This window comes from Bacillus cereus group sp. MYBKT14-1, from assembly GCF_051915185.1.
GTDB classification, from domain to species: Bacteria; Bacillota; Bacilli; order Bacillales; family Bacillaceae_G; genus Bacillus_A; species Bacillus_A cereus.
Genome location: NZ_JBQAEF010000001.1, coordinates 779058 through 796600, shown reverse-complemented (window position 1 = coordinate 796600; position 17543 = coordinate 779058). Strand labels below are relative to the sequence as shown.

The window sequence follows — 17543 nt, the reverse complement described above, 5'->3', positions numbered from 1 at the left end:
TAACTTTTATTCCTTATTTTGTACAGCTGGTAATATAATAATTGCTTCAGTGCCTTTTCCACTTTCACTCTTATATTCCAATGTACCATTATGCGCTTGTAAAATACTAAATGTTACCATAAGTCCTAATCCTGTCCCTTTTTCTTTTAAAGAATAATATGGTTGCCCAAGCCTTGCTAACTGTTCATTCGTCATACCAACACCACTATCTTTAACTCTTATTATGATTGTTTCGTCTTTTTGAATAGCTGTTACTTTTAAATATCCTTTATTTCCTTGAATTGCTTCAATACCATTTTTAACAACATTCATAATAGCTTGCTTCAATTTTGTCTTATCACCAATCGTATAAAGACTTTCTGAAATTTCAACTTGTAAATATACACCTTGCATCGCTGCAAATGACGACATGAGAGTGGTCATTTCTATTAATTGGGCTGATAAACAAATGTGTTCTTTTTTCTCAATTTGCGGCCTTGCTAAATTTAAGTAATCTGAAATAATTTGTTCCGCCCGATCCAATTCAGCTAATACGAGACGCATATAATCCTTATTCTTCACATCTTCCGTACTTTCTAGCAATTGGATAAATCCACGAACAACAGTTAGTGGATTTCGAACTTCATGTGCCACACTTGCTGCTAACTCACTTACAATATTAAGCTTTTCTGATTTTTGCATCTCTGTACGTAGCAATGCATTTTCATTTAAATATTCAGTTAAATACACCTGAAATACCATTGTCATGACCATGATAAGCGAGGCAAATATAAATCCGCTATATATTTGCGAAATATACGGTGTAAATCCTGTTTCCAAAAGAACATTAATCATGCCTAATACTAAAGAAACAAGCACATAAAATGATGAAATCATAAATGCTAAAATTAATTTCTTATCCCTTGAAAAAAGAGACCATTTCTTTGATAAAAATAGCGGAACTATCAATAAAAATATTACTTCTAAAACTGGAAGAAAGCTCATTCCCTTTAGTAACCATTCGTATGCAACAAAAATAACCGCTGGGATTAAACCAACAATCCCACCATATAAAAAACCACTGACAATTGGAATGGGGTGAAAGTTATACCCACACACATTGCCAAAACAAATAGAGTATGTCATGGAGAGAACGAGCGTAACGCTAGATAAAAACATAATAAAGTAACGATTTGGCTTCGGAGGCATTTCTTGATAGCGATTTAAACGAATCGCTTCATATAAAAATAGTGGCAAAATTATGATGGCAATTTGAATCAATAAATCACGGATAAGCTCCATAACCTCTCATCCCCTATATGTATTTTGATATGATTATATCATTTTATAGGTGTATTTGTTTTAAAATTTTGATTTTTCTTAACATATTTGTTAATTCTTTGTTAACAACTCATAATAATTGTTACAGATTTTCGAAATGATTGTAAACCCTGTACCAAATTTCTTTCGTGCAGTATACAATGAATACGGATTACAAAGAAAATATAAAAATACTTTTTTAGACGGACAACTATAGCAAAATACAGCATATAATCCATACTATCTATGTTTACAAATAAGTGATCATTACTTTAGTAGGAGGAAGATAAATATGGCGGGTACTACGCTTGTTTTAAAAGAAGAAAATTTGGTTGTTCTAGAAAATGTTGAAAAATCAGTATATGAAGAGTTACAGCATAAAGCGGGAGAAGAAAACTGCACATGTGCTGTGAACGAATCAGTTGTTCACCTTGGCAAGGTATCCTCTGTACTCTGGAATGAAGATGAAATAGATTGGGAATACGGATATTAAAAAGTCGCTTATAGCGGCTTTTTTTCTCTTTTCTCTCTCTTTCTAAATAACATATACAAAGCGTAATCATAGAAAATATGATAAAATGAACTTAATTTTCAAACGGAAGAAAGGGAGATACAATGGAACAATTCATTAACCCTAGAGTGAAGGATATCCAAATTTCTGGAATCCGTCAATTCTCTAACATGATTCAAAACTATGATAATTTGATTTCTTTAACAATTGGACAACCCGATTTCCCTACACCTTCTCTCGTAAAAGAAGCGGCAAAACGGGCGATTACAGAAAACTATACAAGCTATACACATAACGCTGGTTTACTAGAATTACGTAAGGCAGCTTGTAACTTCGTAAAAGATAACTACGATTTACATTACTCACCTGAAAACGAAACCATCGTTACAATCGGTGCTAGCGAAGCAATTGATGTTGCATTCCGAACGATTTTAGAGCCAGGAACAGAAGTAATTTTACCTGCTCCTATTTATCCAGGTTACGAACCCATTATTCGATTATGCGGTGCAACGCCTGTTTTTGTAGATGTTCGTGAAACTGGATTTCGTTTAACAGCTGAAGCGCTTAAAAATGCTATTACAGAAAAAACAAGATGTATCGTACTACCGTATCCTTCTAATCCAACTGGTGTAACTTTATCAACAGAAGAGCTAAAAGATATTGTAGATGTTTTAAAAGATAAAAATATTTTCGTCCTTTCAGATGAAATTTATAGCGAGCTTGTATATGAACAAAAGCATACATCTATCGCTCATTTCCCAGAAATGCGTGAAAAGACAATTGTCATTAACGGTTTATCTAAATCACATTCTATGACTGGCTGGCGTGTTGGACTTTTATTTGCACCAAGCTATTTAGCAGGACACATATTAAAAGTTCATCAATATAATGTAACGTGTGCTACTTCAATCGCTCAATACGCTGCAATTGAAGCATTAACAGCAGCTAAAGACGCACCAAAAATGATGCGCCACCAATATAAAAAACGCCGTGATTACGTATATAATAGACTCACTCAAATGGGATTAACAGTTGAAAAGCCAACAGGTGCATTTTACTTATTCCCATATGTTGGTCATTTGACATCTTCATCATTTGATTTTGCACTTGATCTTGTCAAAGAAGCGGGACTAGCTGTAGTTCCTGGAACAGCATTCTCTGAATACGGTGAAGGCTACCTTCGCTTGTCCTATGCGTATAGTATCGAAACTTTAAAAGAAGGCTGCGACCGATTAGAAGCCTTTCTAATGAAAAAAGCTAAGAGTTAAACTCTTAGCTTTTTTATGCATAATGATCACAAGTTTGACGTTTTAGTAATTTATGAGGAATAATGATACACTTTGCAGTGGATTCTGCATTCTCTACTTTATCAACTAAAGCTTTTGCTGCCTCATATCCTAGCTGATAAATATTCACATCAACTGTCGAAAGTGGAGGGCTCGCAATTTCTGATAATAAAGCATTATTAAAGCTTACAATAGAAACATCTTTCGGTACAACAAATCCTTTTTTAGAAAGAGCACTTAACACACCAAGTCCAATTAAGTCATCCGTCGCCATAATTGCCGTTGGCGGTTGCTGCAGTCCCATTAATTCCTCAACAGCTTGTTGACCACTTTCCCTCGAAAAATCAAAATGTAAAATATATTCTTTTGGTAATACAATGTCTGCTAATTTCAAGGCATCACTCATACCAGCTAAACGATCTCTCGTTACAAGTAAATCTGACCCACCACCAATGAACGCGATTTGCTTATGCCCTAATGAAATTAAATATTCTGCCACTTCTCTTGCAGCTGTATAATTGTCATTATCTACATATGTAATTTCATCTTTTCGATCATATGGTTTTCCTATTAAAACAAACGGGAAATTTTGTTCATGTAAATATTGAATAATCCGATCATTCTCCCTTGAATATAAAAGAATAATGCCACCAATTTGGCGTCCCTGTACCATCTTTACGACACCATTAAAAATTTCTTCTTCCGTTTCACCTGTCGACATGTAAAGCGCATAACCTTCTACGTGTGCAAATGAACTAATCCCTCTTATAACTTCTGGGAAAAATGGATTTTGAAAAGCTTTACTTGCAGAACTTGGCATAACAAGACCAAGTGTTTTCGTCGTTTGGTTCGCAAGATTTCTCGCATTTAAATTGGGATGATACCCTAATTCACTCATCACTTTCCTAACACGGCGCTTTGTCTTTTCACTTATACTTGGATTATCAGCAATTACACGAGAAACTGTTGATGGTGCCACATTCGCTTGCTTCGCCACATCTTTAATTGTAACTGTCATAAAAATCCCCCTCCTCTCATTTCTCTGCCATTTTTCATATATTTTATCTCGCACTCATTGCAAGTCATAAACTTTCATTTCTTATATCTTGCAAAACTAATCCTATTCTCCCTCTTCATGTATTGTAAGGGATATAGCTATTTTTTCCTATACTATAATATACTATTTATTTCACTTCTTTTCACATGTGATGTCAAATCTCTTTTCATCTCCCTATAAACTTATTTATAGGGAGATGAAAAGAAAAATGGGACGTAATGTCCCATTTTTCATCCTTTTGTACCTCCAGCTGTTAAACCGGAAACAAAATATTTTTGTAGTGATAGGAATAAAATTGAAATCGGGATCGCAATTAACACAGAACCCGCTGCAAACGTTGTAAATTCATTACCGAATTTTTTCGCAACCATTTCATATAATCCAACTGCTAAAGTATAATTTTCTGGTGTTCGCAAAATGATACTCGCTAAAATGAAATCTGTAAATGGACCAATGAAAGTAAATAATGCTACAACCGCTACGATTGGCTTTGCAAGTGGCATAATGATTTGCCAGAAAATACGGAAATGCCCTGCTCCATCCATTCGAGCTGATTCATCTAGTTCTTTCGGAATCGTATCAAAATACCCTTTCATAAGCCATGTATTCATCGGAATTGCTCCGCCCACATAAATTAAAATTAATGCAAGATGTGTATCAAGTAATCCTGTTAACTGAGCTAATATATATAGTGCGATTAACGCTGCAAAATTCGGGATCATTTGCAGAATTAAAAATGTTAATAAACCATTCTTTCTTCCAACAAAACGATATCTCGAAAATGCATAAGCAGTAAAACTAATGGCTAGTACAGAGAAAATCATCGTCATTACGCTAACTTTCAAAGTATTTTTATACCAAAGTAAGTAATTACTTGAATCGAGATCAAGTAGCTTGCGATAATGATCTAATGTGGCATTTTTTGGAATGATACTTGACCCAGATAAACTATCTCCTGGATTAAACGATGAGCCAATTATCCATAGTAATGGATAGAAAACAATCGCACACATTATGAAGATAACTAAATAACTTAATGAAAGACGTAGCATCTTTTGTCGTTTAATATTCATTTACATCATATCCTCTTCTTGGAATGATTTTGTTCTCTTAAATTGCCATAACGCAACTGTAATAACGATTAACGATAAAATCATTGTAAGAGCTGCTGCTTTGCCGTATTGAGCCGAAGTCATCGTTAACTTATAGATCCATGAAATTAAAATATCCGTTCCACCTGCATTTTGTCCAGACACAGCAGGTCCCCCGTTATTAAATAGATAAATAATACTAAAATTATTAAAGTTAAACGTATATTGCGTAATTAATATTGGCGCTGTTGCGTATAACACTAGTGGCAATGTAATTTTGCAGAACTGTTGCCAAGCAGTTGCTCCATCTACTGTAGCCGCTTCATATAATTCTCCTGGAATCGATTGCAGTATACCTGTTGTCATCGCAAAGACGAACGGGAAACCAAGCCACGTTTGAATCATAATTAAAGCAATCTTTGACCAAAACGGGTCTGTCATCCAAGCAATCTTTTCAATTCCGAATAAAGCTAATACTTGGTTATTAATTGCTCCAAATGTTTCATTAAACATACCAGCAAATACAAGAATAGATACGAATGCTGGAACAGCCCACGGTAAAATAAAGATTGTTCGAATAATTGCCTTACCTTTAATACCAGGCTGATTTACGATAATCGCTAAAAAAATACCAAGTGCAACTTGTAATGTTGTTGCAACGAATGTCCAAATGACAGTCCAAGAAAATACACTTAAAAATGTATCTCTCCACATCGGTAATGTGAAAATATCAATAAAGTTTTTAAAGCCCACCCAATCTACTAATTTAGCTGGAGGAGAATGATATAAATCATAGTTTGTAAATCCAATTAAAATTACGAAGATGATTGGAAATACGACAACAAAGATAAGTAGTAGAAAACCTGGTGAAACCATTAAATAAGGAAAGCCTTGATCTAACAAATTACGGTATTGCTCTTTTACAGAATTTAACGGTGTTCCAATATCACGTTTCTTCCCATTTTGATATGCATCATATAAGTTAAATGCATATATGCCAAGCCCAAAAGCGATAACGATAAGCGCCAAAATCCCTTCTACTAATAGAAAGACGGAATGGTCACGTGGAACTTCTGTACCGAGCGTTACAATGCCCCATAATCCCATATTTAATAAATCAGCAAAGGCTACAATAAATGAACCTGTTAATACTAGAAAAATAAGACCTTTTACAAATTGTTTATTATACATTTGGCCCACGCCTGGAATGATTGATAACATGGTTGCCACTTTCCTATGCTTTGAATCATTTAACCCTTTTGCAGGTTCCATAGATGTTTGCATGTTCCTTCCCCCTTTTTTCTTCCCACATGGAAGGGAGAGAATTCGTGCCCCTCATATTAGAGGCACGAATTTCACCTTATTTTTTCTTACTATGATTTGCCTCAATATTACCTTTAATTTGTTTCACTGCACTATCAAGTGCGGATTTTGGTGCTTCTTTATCTGATACAACTAATTGAAGCGCATCTCCAGCTGGTTTCCAAACTTCTTGCATTTCTGGAATATTTGGCATTGGAATTCCATTTTCAGATTGCGTCGCAACCGCTTTTGCAGCCTCATTTTCTTTAATGATTGGATCTTCCATTACTGATTTTACTGGTGGAATTTCTTTCGTTTTCTCAAAGCGAATTTTAGCATTTTCTTCATTTGTAACCCACTCAGTAAATTTTGTAGCTAAATCATTTTGTTTAGAGAAGCTTGTTACATGCCATCCTTTTACGCCAACGAACGTTTTCATCGGTTGACCATTTGGTAATTTAGGCATTGGAGCAACACCATAGTCTATTCCAGCCTTTTCCATCGCTTGGAATGCCCATGGACCATTCATAATAGATGCTGCTTTTCCTTCATTAAATAATCCATCTGCAGCTGAACCACCAGATTCACCGATAATACCTTTCGGGAATAACTTTTCTTTATACCATTTTTGAATATATTCAGCACCTTGTACCGCACCGCTATTATTTAATCCAATATCATTTGCATTTGGCTTTCCATCTTTTTCACCAAATACATAACCACCCATACCTGCCATAAATGCATTAGCAAAGTAGAAGTTATCTCCTAATGCTAAAAATCCATATTTTCCATCTTTCGTAAAGTCTTTTGAGAAGTTAAACAGTTCATCCATCGTTTCTGGCGCTTTTTGCATCATTTTTTTATTATAAATAAAGACTGGTGTCTCAATTGCTTTTGGTAAACCATATATTTTTCCGTTATATGTTTGTGCTTCTATTGATAAATTAGTAAATTTACTTTTTACTGTATCATCTACTTTCACTTCTGAAAGTAGCCCTTCTGTTACCGCATTACCAATATGATCATGTGGCAATGTTACAACATCTGGCCCTGTGCCAGCTGGACCGTCGAGACGAAGTTTTTCTATTTGTTTCGTCATCTGAACCTCTTCAACTTTTACTTTCACATTATATTTCTTTTCAAAACTTTTCACCGCTGGCTCTAGACCCACACCTTTTTTCTCATCTTCCCAAACAAGAAGATCATAGTCTTTTTTCGCTTTACTTTCCTCTTTTTCCCCTGAATCTTTCGGTCCACATGCAGATAACATACCAATAGATAATGCTGAAACCGTTAATAATGATAATGCTTTCTTCATCCCAAAAACCTCCCTAATTTGTCTATGTACCTTAGTAACTGAAAACGTTTGCATTTAATAGTTTAATTGAAGCGCAAACAATATCTCAAGTTTATGAAAACGTTTGCGCTATTTGTCTATCATTATACATTCTTTTATTCATTTTGCAAATATTAATTTAAAAATTATGTCATTATACTCTTTATACATTGACTTTATATGAAATGAATACTACTCTTATAAGCAATATTAAAGCTATAAGAAAGGCAATCGTTTGCAATATAGGCTTTATTATTACACTTAAGGGAATACTATGTATAGAGATATTGAAGGGGGGATTTTCTATATGTTTAAAGAAGCCATTTATCATAGGCCGAAAGATAATTATGCATACGCTTACGATGAACAAACAATTCACATCCGAATACGTACTAAGAGAGATGATGTTCAAAGCGCCGATCTTATTTACGGTGATCCTTACGAATGGAAAGACGGGAAATGGATATCAGCAAGTACACCGATGAAAAAAACGGGTTCTACTGCATTATTTGATTATTGGTCCATTGCAATCGAACCAAAATTTAAGCGCTTACGTTATGGGTTTGAATTAAAATCTGAAACAGACACTCTTATTTATACAGAGCGAGGATTCTTTTCTAACATTCCAAATGATGATGTTGGTAACTTTTTTTGTTTTCCATTTATTCATGCAGATGATGTATTCAAAGCACCATCGTGGATTAAAGACACCATTTGGTATCAGATTTTCCCTGAGCGATTCGCTAATGGCGATAGTACGCTGAATCCAGAAAACACCCTTCCTTGGGGAAGTGCGAATCCAACTCCAACTAATTTTTTCGGCGGAGATTTTTCTGGTGTTATTCAAAACCTTGATTACCTTGTTAAGCTTGGCATTTCCGGAATATATTTCACACCTATTTTCAAAGCTCATTCAAACCATAAATATGACACAATTGACTATATGGAAATTGACCCACAATTTGGGACGAAAGAAACTTTTAAAGAGCTCGTTGAAGAATGTCATAAGCACGGTATAAAAGTAATGCTCGATGCTGTGTTTAATCATAGTGGATACTTTTTCGAGAAATTTCAAGACGTACTAGAGAATGGTGAGAAGTCCGCATATAAAGAGTGGTTCCACATTCATGAATTTCCGATTATAACCGAACCACTTCCAAATTATGATACTTTCGCCTTTACACCGTATATGCCTAAATTAAATACAGCTCATCTAGATGTAAAAGAATACTTACTTGAAGTAGGACGTTATTGGGTACGAGAATTCAATATAGATGGCTGGCGCCTTGATGTCGCCAATGAAGTCGATCACAACTTTTGGAGAGAATTCCGAACTGAAATAAAGACACTAAATCCTGAAGTATATATTTTGGGAGAAATTTGGCACGATGCCCTTCCGTGGCTACAAGGCGATCAATTTGATGCTGTCATGAGCTATCCTGTTACAAACGCTCTACTTTCTTACTTTGCTAACGATTCCATTAAAGCAAGTGAATTCATGAAGCAAATTACAGAATCTCTACATTCCTACTCTATGAATGTAAATGAAGCAGCATTTCATTTATTAGATAGCCATGATACTCCAAGAATTTTAACAACATGCAACGGAGATAAAAATAAGTTGAAATTGCTCTATGTATTCCATCTTTCTTTCATCGGCTCTCCTTGTATTTATTACGGAGATGAAATCGGTATGGATGGCGGCATGGACCCTGATTGCCGTAAATGTATGATTTGGGATACTAAAGAACAAGATCATGCATTATTTACCCATATACAAACATTGATTTTATTACGGAAACAACATAAAGCATTTGGAGGACATGGTACTTTTCAATTCATCGAAGCAAATGATGAACATAATTATATTTCTTATACGAAAACATATGAGGATGAAACTATCTTTTTCGTTTTAAACCCTACTAATAGTGAAGTTACAGTTTCACTCCCTCTTCATGTTACTGGTAAGAAAATAATTAACATTTATACAAACGAAGAATTTTCAGCAGAAGCAAGTGTATTACAAGTTACACTTCCTCCATATGGATTCTCCATATTAAAATGGTAATCCAAAAAAGCCTTATGCCAAGTTTGAAGTGGCATAAGGCTTTTTCTTATTTCAATTTGAACACTATCGCTTCATACGGACGTAATGGAATGTTATCTATTGATCCGATTTCTACATCGTAATTGTGTATAAATAACTCTGATTCACTATAACTAATATCCTTAGGCATTTCAAATACACTTTCATCCGCAGTAAAGTTTGCAATGACAAGTAGTTTTTCATCTCCATATGTTCTTACATAAGCAAAAATAGAAGGGTCATTATTTAATATTAAATCATATGATCCATACACAACTATTTCATTATTTTTGCGTAGTTCAATTAATTTCTTATAGTAATAAAAAATTGAACCTTCATCTTGGATTGCTTGTTTCACATTAATCTCTTTATAGTTAGGATTTACAGTAATCCAAGGTTCACCTTTTGTAAATCCAGCGTGATTCTGATCATTCCACTGCATCGGAGTTCTAGCATTATCACGACCCTTTATATAAATAGATTCCATTACTTTTTCTATATCTTCACCATGGTCTATCACTTTTTCTTTATACATATTTAACGTTTCAATATCTCGATATTCATCAATCGACTCAAATCGGACGTTCGTCATTCCGATTTCCTCTCCTTGATAAATATATGGCGTTCCTTTCATCATATGAAGAACTGTCGCTAACATTTTTGCTGATTCAATGCGATACATTCCATCATTACCAAAACGAGATACAACGCGAGGCTGATCATGATTATTCCAATAAAGGCTATTCCATCCGGTATGCTCTAATGCTTTTTGCCACTTTGTTAAATTCTCTTTTAAAGTAAGAAGTGAGCATGGTTTTACATCCCACTTTCCACCTTCTCCTGAATCTAAATCCATATGTTCAAATTGGAATACCATTTGCAATTCTTTTCGTTCTTCTCCAGTATACAATTTCGCTTCTTCTGTCGTTACACCAGGCATTTCACCAACCGTCATAATATCATAATGCGATAATACTTCCTCATTCATTTCATGTAAATATTTATGAATGTTTGGACCGTTCATAAAATGCTTATGACCTGAAACATACCCCTCTTCTTCTGTTTCAACAGCTGGTAATCCCTCTTCTTTAGAAATAAAATTAATAACATCCATACGGAAGCCATCAATTCCTTTTTCTAACCAAAACTTCATCATTTCATAAACATCTTGTCTTACCTTTTCATTATCCCAATTTAAATCTGGCTGTTTTTTAGAAAACAGATGTAAATAATATTCATCTGTCATTTCATCATACTGCCATGCTGATCCACTAAACGCTGCTCCCCAGTTATTCGGCTCTTTTCCTTCTTTTCCAGGGCGCCATATATAGTAATCTCTATATTTATTATCTTTTGATTTACGTGATTCAATAAACCAATTATGTTCATCCGAAGTATGATTAACAACTAAGTCCATCATAAGTTTCATATTACGTTCATGCATTTCATGTAATAGCTCATCCCAATCTTCCATTGTTCCGAACTCGTTCATAATTTTACAATAATCGCTTATATCATAACCATTATCATCATTTGGAGATTCATAGACTGGTGATAACCAAATCACATCAATCCCTAACTCTTTTAAGTAATCTAGCTTTGAAATAATCCCTTGAAGATCTCCTATACCATCACCATTACTATCCATAAAGCTACGAGGATAAATTTGATATACTACACTTTCTTTCCACCATTGTTTTTCCATTATGCTACCCCATTTCATTCATCATTCATTTTTCTCTTTTTTAAGGCGCAAACGTTTTCATTAATGAATGATAACAGATTCTATCTCAATTTAAAATAGCGCTTACAATTTTTATTGTTCTTTTTCTAAGAAAACATATGAAAACCACTAATAAATCTCCAATAAATGAAAACGTTTTATTTTTTTATTTATTTTTTGAATCTATTCGTTTATAATGAATTCAAAGAAAACGTTTGCATAATTATTTCTAGGGGGAAATACCATGGCAGAACTTAAATTAGAAAACATTTATAAAATATATGATAATAACGTAACAGCTGTAACTGATTTTAATTTACACATTCAAGATAAAGAATTTATTGTATTTGTCGGTCCTTCTGGATGCGGAAAATCTACAACATTACGAATGGTAGCTGGACTTGAAGATATTTCAAAAGGCGAGTTTTCAATTGATGGTAAACTAATGAATGATGTTCCTCCAAAAGATCGAGATATCGCTATGGTATTCCAAAACTACGCTCTTTATCCACATATGAGTGTATATGATAATATGGCATTTGGATTAAAACTTCGAAAAATACCAAAAGATGAAATCGATCGTCGTGTGAAAGATGCAGCAAAAATTTTAGGACTTGAACAATATTTAGATAGAAAACCGAAAGCATTATCAGGTGGACAGCGCCAACGTGTTGCGTTAGGTAGAGCAATCGTTCGAGATGCAAAAGTTTTCTTAATGGATGAACCATTATCAAACTTAGATGCTAAACTCCGTGTTGCAATGCGCTCAGAAATTTCTAAGCTACATCATCGCCTTGGAACAACAACAATTTATGTAACACATGACCAAACAGAAGCAATGACTATGGCTTCGCGTCTTGTCGTTATGAAGGATGGAAAGATTCAACAAATTGGAACACCAAAAGAAGTATATGAAACACCAGAAAACATTTTCGTGGGTGGATTTATCGGGTCACCAGCGATGAACTTCTTCCGTGGTAAATTGACTGAAACCGATTTCGTTATAGACAATACTATAAAAATCAAAGTATCTGAAGGAAAAATGAAGATGCTACGTGAACAAGGCTATGTAAATAAGGAAATTGTTTTAGGTATTCGTCCAGAGGACATTCATGATGAACTACTATTTTTAGAAGCTTCACAATCTACTGCCTTCACAACAAAAATTGAAGTCGCTGAGTTATTAGGTGCTGAATCCATTTTATATATGAAACTTGGGAATCAAGATTTTGCGGCACGTGTAGATGCAAGACATACGTTTTCACCTGGTGACCAAATTAAATTAGCATTTGATATGAATAAAGCGCATTTCTTTGATAACCAAACTGAACAACGTATTCGCTAAAAAATTTATCTTTACTATACACATACAAAAAACCGTCCACATATATTGAGGGCGGTTTTCATTATTATACTAGGGCTTCTACTGTATGAAATGATTGTCCTTTCGTGCTAATAATACCGAAAATCGGTAAATCACTAAGCACCACTTCTTCTTGCTGTTTCATAAAAGATGACGTTAATTGTTTTATCTCTATCCAAACGTCATTAATACAAAGTACATTGGAATCGTTCTCTTGTTGGCGAGAAAAAATAGAATCTATTTTATATAAACCAGCATTTTGAAAAAGCATATCAATGCGACTGAATGCATTCAAAGTAATGCTAATAACGCGTTGCCAATCTCCTTGCTTTCCCATATCATAGGATACAAAAAGTGCTTCTCCGCCTAGATTCATAATTTCCTCCACTGTTGCTTGTCCACTCTCTTGATCAATGTCCGTCACAATAACTTTTGCGCCTTGTTTAGCCAACAAAAGAGCTGTATTACGTCCAATACCGATGCCACCGCCAGTTACGATAGCAACTTTTCCTGCAAGCTTCATTTTCATTACCCCTTCTATAAGTCTTACCGTCATTCAGTATACTCCTTTATAAGATTAATCTGCAAGCAAGAAAAATTGCTATTTAATTTGTAAACGTTTACTTTTTATCCTTCTTTTTTCTTATTATTACGCTGATCGAAAACTAGACCGATAAAAATGAGAATACCCCAAAAAATTATGCTACCTCCTGTCATTTTAACTTCCCCCTTATTATATAAAATGAAATTTTACTCAGCCCCAATATGGCGGAATAAAGATATTATTTTTAATCATTATATCATTTTCTTAATTTTCAATCTATTATAAATGGAAATAACACATTTTGGCTTTTCCTTACTGTAAACATTCCCCATATACTTATAAAATCAAAAAGACCCTTTTATATATAAAAAGGTCTTTTTTTCATTATACAAGACTTATTACTTTCGTTTTTGTAATTAAATCCTGAAAACCACAATTATCTTTGCGGAACAACATCATATATACATTACATATTAATGGAATTCCTAATAGCAATACGTTCGGTAATAACACTACAAAAAATCTTATAATTAATGTTTGCAACGTTAGCTTTTCACTCTTCAATGAAATTAATTTTATTCTCGTTACCTTTTTGCCAAGTGTAACACCGTTCCAAATAAAGGGTAATACAATAAAATATATCGCCATTAATATGAAAACTACTGCGAAATCATATCTAAAATCACCTAAGCTTATATTAAAGCGCTTAAACATAGCACTATAGTTTCCGGTCATAATAGCTACTACTGCACCATACATAACCGAGATTAAAAACATGTCAATTAGGGAAGCACCTATGCGATTCATTACAAGCGCTGGACGATGCATCTTTAACTTCATTTTATGTCGACTCCTTCATATCCTTCTTTACCCGTCTCATCGTACCACTTCTAAAAAACATTGTAAACTAGCGTTTCTCTTACTTTTCTTGTACAATTTGTTACAATAGCATTATAAAGGAGGTTCCCATATTGAAAAAATGGATAATCCTATTCGTCGCCTTCCTATTAACTGGTTGTGCAGGAAACACAAGTCACTTAACTTATACGGTTAACGATGAATACGAACTCATACGTACTTCTGGAAATGCATTTGAACTTTTCCCCTCGCAAGATGCTGTATATGCCACACAATACATCCCTGCAAAAATTACAGACATTGCTTGGGATGATAAATACATTATTGCAAAACAAACTGAGGAAAAATCAGATCCAAATAACCCTGACGCAGCAATTGCAAATAAAAAAAGTGAACATTATTGGATTATTGATGTAAAGCACAATAAACGTTTCGGTCCCTACAATGAAAAGCAATTTAATGAACAAAAAGATGCGTTTAAAATTAAGGTGCCTTTTCAAAATGTAGATTCATACATAAAAGAAATAAAAAAACAGTCAGCATAATATTTGTATGCTGACTGTTTTGTCTTACATTATTTTAGTGAGATGTTAAACGTTTGTGGCTCTTTTACAACATCTTGTGTTTCTGAATCTCCTGCAAGTAAATCATCAGTTGTAAACTGAATATCCTTTACCTTGTCTTTTCCATCGTCAAGTATTAAACCAATAATACCATCTCTTATTTCACCAGGCTTATAGTCTTCTCTTGATACATTTTTTGTACCAACTAACGTATCTTCGTCATATAAAAAGTTTTGAGTGGCTACTTTAAAATGTTGCTTACCATTAATCATAACATCATTCATAGAAAAAAATTGCATATTTTTATTTCCGCTATTCTCCACTTTATATGTAATCTCAACGTAACGAATTGTATTACTAATCTCTGTTCCACTTAGCGATGCATATAATTCTGCATCTTCTTGGCTTACTTTATCCCCTAATCTACGTTTTACTTCTTCAGGAGTTAGTGCCGTGTATACTTTCAATGTATTTTTTGCCTTTTCACTCATTTGTGATAAAGAGATTACTTTCACATCTTGTACGTGAATTTTCATTGGCGCTACTTCAAATGTTTGATTCACAGAATGCATCTGCTCTAACTTGAAAGTACCCCATCCTGTTTCTTTCACTTTTTGTCCTACTTTTTTCAGCTCACGCCCACCATATTCTTTCGTTTCAGGAATAGATTCTTTCTTCTTCGGTTCAGCTTTCTTTTCTTCTTGATGGAAGCAACCACTTAACATAAGAAGAAAACTACATAAAACAAAAATACTTTTCCATGCTTTCATCATTTCATTTCTCCTAACGCTATCATTCATGAATATAAAATTAGTCCCTTGCTTTGTAAACTATAGAAACAATGACAATTCCACAAAATGAACTTGTCAGTCCAGATACTATTATACCTCCAATTTGGAAAATATGAAAATAGGGATCTAGGAACGCATGCACGATAAATATAAAAGCTGTCACAATGATTATCGAAACCCAATACTTTCTTTTTTCTAAAGCTACAATCATATCTTTCCCTGTTTCATCTTTATACTTCCATAGTACGTATAATAGCAATAATAAGCCAACACATGTACTCCCATGTTGCATATATTTATACAATGGAATACTGCGTAATTCAATTTGTAACAATGCTATTTTCATAACGAAATAGCCTGTATTATGAGTAAATGCATCCCAAACGACATGCGTGAGCATACCGAATAATGCAGAATAGCAAAATACAAAGAATTCTTTCCAGGTATGTAGCCCCCACCTCTCATCTATTGCATATGAATAATAACCAGCAAACGGTTTAGGCAAATGCGTTATAAACGGCTTTTTTAAAATGTAATGATATATGTATGCGATTAGAAATACAAGCGGTAAATTTAAATATAAGAACCCAAGCCATGTATGGCCAATAACACCATAGGGTCTAAAGTGCAAAAAATATTCAAAGTCAGGCGCCATACTACCTAATATAAGAGCCGTTACTGAAATATGTTTAGAGTGCTTTTTCGCAAAAGGAAGAACTGCTGCTGGATGTGCAAATGTAAACGGCATACTTTAACTCCTTCTCACATTTTCAATAGAATACCATATATCATAACGAGAGAATGGATCTTCATGCAATATTTATTTTCACATTGGAATATGATAGTTTAAATGATATAATCCACATGAAATATTCAGAAAACAAGAAGGGATTCAGGTGTCATTAACACTTGTATTTGCTGCCTTTTTAAATTCAAAATCCGTTATGAATTGAGGTTTATATATTGATTGACGTACCCTTTTTACAAAATGTCACATTAAAAAAAGAAAATATCCCTAGTTTTTCCGCATATCCTTACTGCTTACCCGCTATTCGAACATTACAATCACTAGCTTTCCATCCAAATGTAACATTCATTATTGGAGAAAACGGAACAGGTAAATCAACATTACTTGAAGGAATTGCAATTGCGTTAGGTTTTAATGCAGAAGGTGGAACGAAGAACTTCCGCTTTAGCACAAACGATTCCCATTCATCTTTACATGAATACCTTCGAATTTCAAAAAGTTTCAATACACCAAACGACGGTTTCTTTCTTCGCGCTGAATCATTTTATAACGTTGCTTCTTATATTGATGAAATAGATGCTGATAGAGAAGCACGTGGGAATCCGGTTATCAACTCTTATGGTGGTATCTCACTACACAAACAATCACACGGTGAATCATTCTTCTCATTATTTATGAACCGTTTTTCAGGACAAGGTTTATACATTTTAGATGAGCCTGAGGCAGCTTTATCACCAATGAGACAACTTTCCATGCTCATTCGAATGCACGAACTAGCTGAACAAGGTTCACAATTTGTTATCGCGACGCATTCTCCTATTTTAATGGCTTATCCTGAATCCACTATATATTCTTTAACACAAGAGGGAATTCACGAATCCACATTAGAAGAAACTGAGCATTACCAAACGACGAAACTTTTCTTTGAAAATCGCGATCGATTATTCCATCATCTATTTGAGGCGTAAAAAAAGAAGCAGCAATA

17 protein-coding genes are annotated in these 17543 nt (G+C 34.2%); 6 read left to right on the top strand and 11 right to left on the bottom strand.

Annotated features, from left to right (window positions below; all coding sequences use genetic code 11):
* Positions 1 to 6: 6 nt before the first annotated feature.
* Positions 7 to 1281: a sporulation sensor histidine kinase KinB gene (gene kinB, locus ACTFO4_RS04385; RefSeq protein WP_000420370.1), complete on the bottom strand. Its 1275-nt coding sequence runs from the start codon at positions 1279 to 1281 to the stop codon at positions 7 to 9.
* Between the two features lie 310 nt (positions 1282 to 1591).
* Here kinB and ACTFO4_RS04380 point away from each other — a divergent pair, with 310 nt between their 5' ends.
* Entirely contained in the window at positions 1592 to 1792 is a 201-nt protein-coding gene (locus ACTFO4_RS04380; protein WP_000929280.1) for a hypothetical protein, read from the top strand.
* Positions 1793 to 1914: 122 nt separating this feature from the next.
* Entirely contained in the window at positions 1915 to 3078 is a 1164-nt protein-coding gene (locus ACTFO4_RS04375) for an aminotransferase A (RefSeq protein ID WP_000434582.1), read from the top strand.
* 13 nt (positions 3079 to 3091) lie between these two features.
* On the opposite strand, the gene malR is transcribed toward ACTFO4_RS04375, so the two are convergent.
* The 4 genes from malR to ACTFO4_RS04355 form a co-directional block, all read right to left on the bottom strand.
* Positions 3092 to 4114 (bottom strand): maltose operon transcriptional repressor MalR, encoded by a 1023-nt coding sequence (malR, locus tag ACTFO4_RS04370; RefSeq protein ID WP_000219053.1) that lies wholly within the window; start codon positions 4112 to 4114, stop codon positions 3092 to 3094.
* A gap of 269 nt (positions 4115 to 4383) precedes the next feature.
* Positions 4384 to 5226: a maltosaccharide ABC transporter permease MalD gene (gene malD, locus ACTFO4_RS04365; protein WP_001022603.1), complete on the bottom strand. Its 843-nt coding sequence runs from the start codon at positions 5224 to 5226 to the stop codon at positions 4384 to 4386.
* Complete coding sequence (malC, locus tag ACTFO4_RS04360; protein WP_061457678.1) at positions 5227 to 6528, bottom strand: maltosaccharide ABC transporter permease MalC; 1302 nt, start codon at positions 6526 to 6528, stop codon at positions 5227 to 5229. It abuts the gene before it with no gap.
* A 76-nt stretch (positions 6529 to 6604) separates the two neighbouring features.
* Positions 6605 to 7864, bottom strand: coding sequence for an extracellular solute-binding protein (locus tag ACTFO4_RS04355; RefSeq protein WP_061457680.1), 1260 nt, complete (start codon positions 7862 to 7864; stop codon positions 6605 to 6607).
* A 325-nt stretch (positions 7865 to 8189) separates the two neighbouring features.
* Here ACTFO4_RS04355 and ACTFO4_RS04350 point away from each other — a divergent pair, with 325 nt between their 5' ends.
* Entirely contained in the window at positions 8190 to 9950 is a 1761-nt protein-coding gene (locus ACTFO4_RS04350; protein ID WP_061457682.1) for an alpha-glycosidase, read from the top strand.
* Positions 9951 to 9996: 46 nt separating this feature from the next.
* On the opposite strand, the gene malL is transcribed toward ACTFO4_RS04350, so the two are convergent.
* A complete protein-coding gene (gene malL, locus ACTFO4_RS04345; RefSeq protein WP_000415177.1) occupies positions 9997 to 11673 on the bottom strand; it encodes an oligo-1,6-glucosidase in 1677 nt (558 codons plus the stop codon).
* Positions 11674 to 11935: 262 nt separating this feature from the next.
* Here malL and ACTFO4_RS04340 point away from each other — a divergent pair, with 262 nt between their 5' ends.
* Positions 11936 to 13036 carry an ABC transporter ATP-binding protein gene (locus ACTFO4_RS04340; protein WP_000818931.1) on the top strand — a complete coding sequence of 367 codons (1101 nt, stop codon included), beginning with the start codon at positions 11936 to 11938 and terminating at the stop codon, positions 13034 to 13036.
* 64 nt (positions 13037 to 13100) lie between these two features.
* On the opposite strand, the gene ACTFO4_RS04335 is transcribed toward ACTFO4_RS04340, so the two are convergent.
* The 3 genes from ACTFO4_RS04335 to ACTFO4_RS04325 form a co-directional block, all read right to left on the bottom strand.
* Positions 13101 to 13610: an SDR family NAD(P)-dependent oxidoreductase gene (locus ACTFO4_RS04335; protein ID WP_000218410.1), complete on the bottom strand. Its 510-nt coding sequence runs from the start codon at positions 13608 to 13610 to the stop codon at positions 13101 to 13103.
* A gap of 71 nt (positions 13611 to 13681) precedes the next feature.
* Positions 13682 to 13771, bottom strand: a complete 90-nt coding sequence (locus tag ACTFO4_RS04330) for a hypothetical protein (protein ID WP_000145636.1) — start codon at positions 13769 to 13771, stop codon at positions 13682 to 13684.
* 211 nt (positions 13772 to 13982) lie between these two features.
* A complete protein-coding gene (locus ACTFO4_RS04325; RefSeq protein ID WP_000769081.1) occupies positions 13983 to 14438 on the bottom strand; it encodes an RDD family protein in 456 nt (151 codons plus the stop codon).
* A gap of 131 nt (positions 14439 to 14569) precedes the next feature.
* Here ACTFO4_RS04325 and ACTFO4_RS04320 point away from each other — a divergent pair, with 131 nt between their 5' ends.
* Positions 14570 to 15001: a DUF3997 domain-containing protein gene (locus tag ACTFO4_RS04320; protein ID WP_000758789.1), complete on the top strand. Its 432-nt coding sequence runs from the start codon at positions 14570 to 14572 to the stop codon at positions 14999 to 15001.
* A gap of 29 nt (positions 15002 to 15030) precedes the next feature.
* Here ACTFO4_RS04320 and ACTFO4_RS04315 read toward each other — a convergent pair whose 3' ends face one another.
* Positions 15031 to 15792 (bottom strand): hypothetical protein, encoded by a 762-nt coding sequence (locus ACTFO4_RS04315; RefSeq protein ID WP_000973899.1) that lies wholly within the window; start codon positions 15790 to 15792, stop codon positions 15031 to 15033.
* 37 nt (positions 15793 to 15829) lie between these two features.
* The gene (locus ACTFO4_RS04310; RefSeq protein WP_001116855.1) at positions 15830 to 16558 is read right to left on the bottom strand and encodes a DUF4184 family protein; all 729 of its coding nucleotides are present in this window, start codon (positions 16556 to 16558) and stop codon (positions 15830 to 15832) included.
* A 215-nt stretch (positions 16559 to 16773) separates the two neighbouring features.
* Between ACTFO4_RS04310 and ACTFO4_RS04305 the strand changes: the two genes are divergently transcribed.
* Positions 16774 to 17526: an AAA family ATPase gene (locus ACTFO4_RS04305; protein WP_000567997.1), complete on the top strand. Its 753-nt coding sequence runs from the start codon at positions 16774 to 16776 to the stop codon at positions 17524 to 17526.
* Positions 17527 to 17543: the final 17 nt, after the last annotated feature.

Bases quoted from the DNA above. Each gene is read 5' to 3' on its own strand.
- kinB (WP_000420370.1), bottom strand. From the start codon at position 1,281: ATGGAGCTTATCCGTGATTTATTGATTCAAATTGCCATCATAATTTTG.
- ACTFO4_RS04380 (WP_000929280.1), top strand. From the start codon at position 1,592: ATGGCGGGTACTACGCTTGTTTTAAAAGAAGAAAATTTGGTTGTTCTA.
- ACTFO4_RS04375 (WP_000434582.1), top strand. From the start codon at position 1,915: ATGGAACAATTCATTAACCCTAGAGTGAAGGATATCCAAATTTCTGGA.
- malR (WP_000219053.1), bottom strand. From the start codon at position 4,114: ATGACAGTTACAATTAAAGATGTGGCGAAGCAAGCGAATGTGGCACCA.
- malD (WP_001022603.1), bottom strand. From the start codon at position 5,226: ATGAATATTAAACGACAAAAGATGCTACGTCTTTCATTAAGTTATTTA.
- malC (WP_061457678.1), bottom strand. From the start codon at position 6,528: ATGCAAACATCTATGGAACCTGCAAAAGGGTTAAATGATTCAAAGCAT.
- ACTFO4_RS04355 (WP_061457680.1), bottom strand. From the start codon at position 7,864: ATGAAGAAAGCATTATCATTATTAACGGTTTCAGCATTATCTATTGGT.
- ACTFO4_RS04350 (WP_061457682.1), top strand. From the start codon at position 8,190: ATGTTTAAAGAAGCCATTTATCATAGGCCGAAAGATAATTATGCATAC.
- malL (WP_000415177.1), bottom strand. From the start codon at position 11,673: ATGGAAAAACAATGGTGGAAAGAAAGTGTAGTATATCAAATTTATCCT.
- ACTFO4_RS04340 (WP_000818931.1), top strand. From the start codon at position 11,936: ATGGCAGAACTTAAATTAGAAAACATTTATAAAATATATGATAATAAC.
- ACTFO4_RS04335 (WP_000218410.1), bottom strand. From the start codon at position 13,610: ATGACGGTAAGACTTATAGAAGGGGTAATGAAAATGAAGCTTGCAGGA.
- ACTFO4_RS04330 (WP_000145636.1), bottom strand. From the start codon at position 13,771: ATGACAGGAGGTAGCATAATTTTTTGGGGTATTCTCATTTTTATCGGT.
- ACTFO4_RS04325 (WP_000769081.1), bottom strand. From the start codon at position 14,438: ATGAAGTTAAAGATGCATCGTCCAGCGCTTGTAATGAATCGCATAGGT.
- ACTFO4_RS04315 (WP_000973899.1), bottom strand. From the start codon at position 15,792: ATGATGAAAGCATGGAAAAGTATTTTTGTTTTATGTAGTTTTCTTCTT.
- ACTFO4_RS04310 (WP_001116855.1), bottom strand. From the start codon at position 16,558: ATGCCGTTTACATTTGCACATCCAGCAGCAGTTCTTCCTTTTGCGAAA.